Below are 4149 nucleotides of genomic sequence, written 5' to 3' on the forward strand. Positions count from 1 at the left end.
TACAAGATTCGATTTATCATGAAAGTATGAATAAAAGCACTAAGGATAATGTCAATATTTTGGCGACCGCGGCGAAAAACAAGCATCGGGCCAGCTATCTCAAACTGGTCAAATTGTATCACCGTGCGGCTATCCAGAAATATATCAAGCAGAAATATTATGGGACGAAGATCAATGTCGAAAAGCCCCTCACTTATTTCGATAATTGATGAGCATATTGAATGCTAAATGATTACGTTCAAGTTATGATTATGATAACAAATGTCGTAAACTTTGAACTTGATCAGGAGGTCCTCAATCATGTATGAACGAATTTTAGTCCCACTCGATGGTTCGGATAATGCTTACTTCGCGTTAGAACATGCGATTGAACTTGCCAAGGTATTTGATTCACAGCTGTTCTTACTCAATGTGATTGATACGAATCGGTTTGGCGTCTATAGCCCGGATGTGTTTACAAGTGCGGCCCCAGATATGATGAGTTTTGATGAAGCACAGAGTAAGAAGTTGTTGGAGCAGGCACAAGAACGTGTCGAAGCTCACCAGCTACGCGCCGAAATTATTCGGCAGACGGGGGTCCCAAAAGTGGCGATTGCGGTCGATGTGCCTAAAGCACAAAATATCGACCTGATCGTGATTGGCCGTTCTGGAACCAACGCGATTTCACGACTATTCTTAGGGTCGACCACGGCCTACGTGGTGCGCAATACAGAAGCCAACGTGACAGTCGTGAACATGCCGAATGACGAAGCTGAGGAACTGGAACGGACGGATGCCACTCAGGATGAGACTGACTAGCATGCCTAGTTTTTAGTAGTTTATCATCCAGTGTTCAGCATGACGGCGACTCAGACAACTAAACCGCTTATCCGGCAAGAGAATTCTTGTCATTAAACTGGAAACTCGACAAGATATTGTTCGATTTAACCGGCCATATTTCAGTGTATTATTACTGTGGTGTGGTCGGATTTTATTTGCGAAAACAATTAGGCTGTTGTGAAATAAACGCAATTCGTATCGATAGCGGTTCTAGGGTTAGTTTTACTGATTTTTATCAAACATGATCCTGAATTACGATAGTGGCATGCGAACTTGATACTTTGGTAAAAGCATCTAGTGGCACCGAACGAACATCCTTTTAGCCGCTTAATCATGATAGGAACGATCGTCTGAGTGTCGATCATTGATGAAAAGGTGGTGACTTGTTTATCGGTTGCTTAATTGAGGATCGTTTAAGCCAGCATATAAAACGATGACTTTTAGGAAGTGTTTAAATGCGTGTCTGAATTCGTCCGTTATGGTTGAGTTGTCGTAAACTGTAGTTGATTCAGATATTCTCTGAATCAACTAGATTAGTCAGAAAGCCACACAATCCATGATGATCACGGGAATAAATTAAATTATCTTTCGAGATAAAATATTGACATATCGAAAAAAGACGATATAATGTACTCATGAAGTTAAATGAAAAGCTATTTAAGGCGTTAGCGAACAAAACACGTCTTGCGATTTTACAGTGGTTAAAAGATCCTGAAAAGGAAATTCAGGTTATTTCTTGTCAAACCGTGCAATATGAGTTAGAGAACTTTGGCGGAATCTGTGTTGGTGATATTGTTCAACAATCAGGCTTGGCACAATCAACGATTTCTTCGTATTTAAATATGCTTGAAGAAGTAGGATTGTTAGTTTCTGAACGCCATGGTAAGTGGACATACTATCGACGCAATGAGTCTGCTTTTCAGGAGCTTAGTCAGTTAATCGAAGAAGAATTATGATGGTTCTTCTTTTATTTTTAACCATACAGATCTATAAATAGCGATATGTAAATAGGAGAATGTTCTAATGGATAATTTGAAGAATAACAAGTATATTGCGGTGAAGTTTTTGGCAGATGCGTTGCCTAATAATGATGTTGAATATGTGAAATCAATTATTACAGATCAAACAGTGACACACCGTGCAGGATTTGCAGCCCTGTACGAAGCAACGGGCTTTCCCACTGCAAAAGATGGTAACTTCTTAGAATGGGTTGAGAATGGTTGGTCGCTATTGCATTCGGCGTTAACAAAACAACATGTTGAAATGCGGCATGTGGTTGCTGAAGAAAATAAAGTCATCCTTCAATACCATTACACGGTTACGCACAGTGGTGACTTTGCCGGAATGCCAGCAACTGGGAAAAAGATTGAATGGGATGAAGTTGGAATCCTTCAATTCAATAATCAAGGAAAGATTGTTGAAATGTGGTATATGTGTGAAGAGATGAAAGTGGCAACTGAATTAGGATACAAGTTAGAGAAATAAAATGGTTATCAATTCAATAACAAGTCTTTTAAAAACGAAGTATCCTTTGGTGCAAGCGCCAATGAATTGGTTAACTGATGCCAAATTAGTTGCAGCAGTTTCCAATGCGGGCGGATTAGGCGTGTTTGGTCCCAATCCCAGTCAAACTAAGATGATTCATGGGGCGGAAAGTCACATGAATCAAATGAGACATCAAATACGATTGGCTAAGCAACTGACTGATCATGAATTCGGTATTAATATCGTCATAGAGGATAAGCCGGCTATTCATATGAATGAAACTTTGAAAGTAGCTTTTGAAGAGAATCTTCATTATTTTGCGGTAGTTGGTGATCCTAATCAAGCAGTTTACGATCAAATTAAAGCCCATAGTGGCATTATCATTGCCCGTCCTTTAACTCCAACAATCTATAATGCACAATTAGCAGAAAAGTTGGGGGCTGATGTATTTGTTGCAACTGGCTATGATGAGGGCGGAATTTTACCTCAATCTGGACAGGGAACCTTTACGGCTATTCCGATGATTGCAGATGCTTTAAACATTCCAGTCTTAGCAGCCGGTGGAATTAATGACCACCGCGGTGTCAATGCGGCACTTGCCCTTGGAGCGGACGGTGTTTATGTTGGATCACGATTTTTGGTCGCTGAAGAAGCGCCAACATCATTGGCAGCTAAGCAGGCGATTCTCAGAGGAAAATATAGCGAAATGGTTTTGATTTCTCATGACCAACGTGCGTTGATAAATACGTTCACCAAGAAGTTAGCAACTGATTATGCACAACATCATGATGGTCAAAAAAATGATCTATCAGTAAGTAACAGAGGAGGCTTGTTACCAGGAATGCGGCTAGGAAAGTGCGAGACAGATGTTATTTCTGTTAACACAGGCATTGACCTCATCAGAAGTTGCGGTTCAGTTCAGCAAATTGTTAAAGACTTAATGCAAGATATGAACAAGTGAGGAGACAATTGGTATGACACATACATTAAAAGTGACTTATCCAGAATGGCAAGGTGGGGTAAATCCGAATTATATGCTTGGGGCAAAGATAATGGAATTAGTTGTTCCGGATTCACAGCATATTGAAGAAATAGAGATTCCAGTTGCCACGGACAATAAAAAAGATATGCTACAACGGAGTCAAGGTGTCGATGCATTGAAGGTTTTACAAGCACAGACGCAAGCTTTTTCAGCAATTCTGAATACAAAAGAACCAGATAAAGTCATCACAATTGGCGGGGACTGCGCTGTTAGTCTTGCACCATTTAACTATTTATCGCGCAAATATGGTGCAAATTTGGGAATTATCTGGCTAGACGCACATCCTGATATTTCTACTACCGAGCAATCTCATCATTTGCATGAAATGGTTGTTAGTTCACTGATGGGACGGGGAGGTTCAGATTTTAATGTCAAATATCCCGTTGATAAACGCCAAATTTTACTTGCGGGATTAGTAAAGAAAGCACTTCGAGATATCGATAGTCATGTTAACGACTATAACATGCAGTGTTTAACGCCCAAACAATTGAGACGTAATCCAACATTGATCAGTAATTGGATTAAAAAGAATAATTTTACAAGAATTGCTGTTCATTTTGACCTGGATGTTCTTTCTCCTGACAGTTATCGGTCAATTTATCCAGCGGAACCGGGTCTTAATCGTAACGAATTCACGGCTGCAATTGGAAAGTTAAGCTTAGAAAACGTTGGGCGGCTCTTACAGGAAATTGACAATAATTCCGACTTGGTTGGTCTTACAGTTGCCGAAAACATGGCTTGGGATGCACTAAGATTGCGGGAACAGTTAGCTAAATTAAGCTTATTTGATTAGTTTGATTTTA

At 40.0% G+C, this 4149-nt stretch carries 5 protein-coding genes and 1 pseudogene; all 6 read left to right on the forward strand.

What is annotated here, in order from left to right; genetic code table 11:
• A pseudogene (locus KGF70_RS16445) lies at positions 1-209 on the forward strand (MetQ/NlpA family ABC transporter substrate-binding protein); the annotation flags it as partial.
• 91 nt (positions 210-300) lie between these two features.
• Positions 301-798 (forward strand): universal stress protein, encoded by a 498-nt coding sequence (locus KGF70_RS16450; RefSeq protein WP_003638740.1) that lies wholly within the window; start codon positions 301-303, stop codon positions 796-798.
• A 656-nt stretch (positions 799-1454) separates the two neighbouring features.
• Positions 1455-1775 (forward strand): helix-turn-helix transcriptional regulator, encoded by a 321-nt coding sequence (locus tag KGF70_RS16455; protein WP_003638741.1) that lies wholly within the window; start codon positions 1455-1457, stop codon positions 1773-1775.
• A gap of 67 nt (positions 1776-1842) precedes the next feature.
• Positions 1843-2304 carry an ester cyclase gene (locus KGF70_RS16460; protein WP_216769609.1) on the forward strand — a complete coding sequence of 154 codons (462 nt, stop codon included), beginning with the start codon at positions 1843-1845 and terminating at the stop codon, positions 2302-2304.
• Position 2305: 1 nt separating this feature from the next.
• Positions 2306-3265: a nitronate monooxygenase family protein gene (locus KGF70_RS16465; protein WP_253954913.1), complete on the forward strand. Its 960-nt coding sequence runs from the start codon at positions 2306-2308 to the stop codon at positions 3263-3265.
• A gap of 13 nt (positions 3266-3278) precedes the next feature.
• Entirely contained in the window at positions 3279-4139 is an 861-nt protein-coding gene (locus KGF70_RS16470) for an arginase family protein (RefSeq protein WP_120768611.1), read from the forward strand.
• Positions 4140-4149: the final 10 nt, after the last annotated feature.

It is taken from the genome of Lactiplantibacillus sp. 7.2.4 (assembly GCF_018991185.1).
Taxonomy (GTDB): domain Bacteria; phylum Bacillota; class Bacilli; order Lactobacillales; family Lactobacillaceae; genus Lactiplantibacillus; species Lactiplantibacillus pentosus.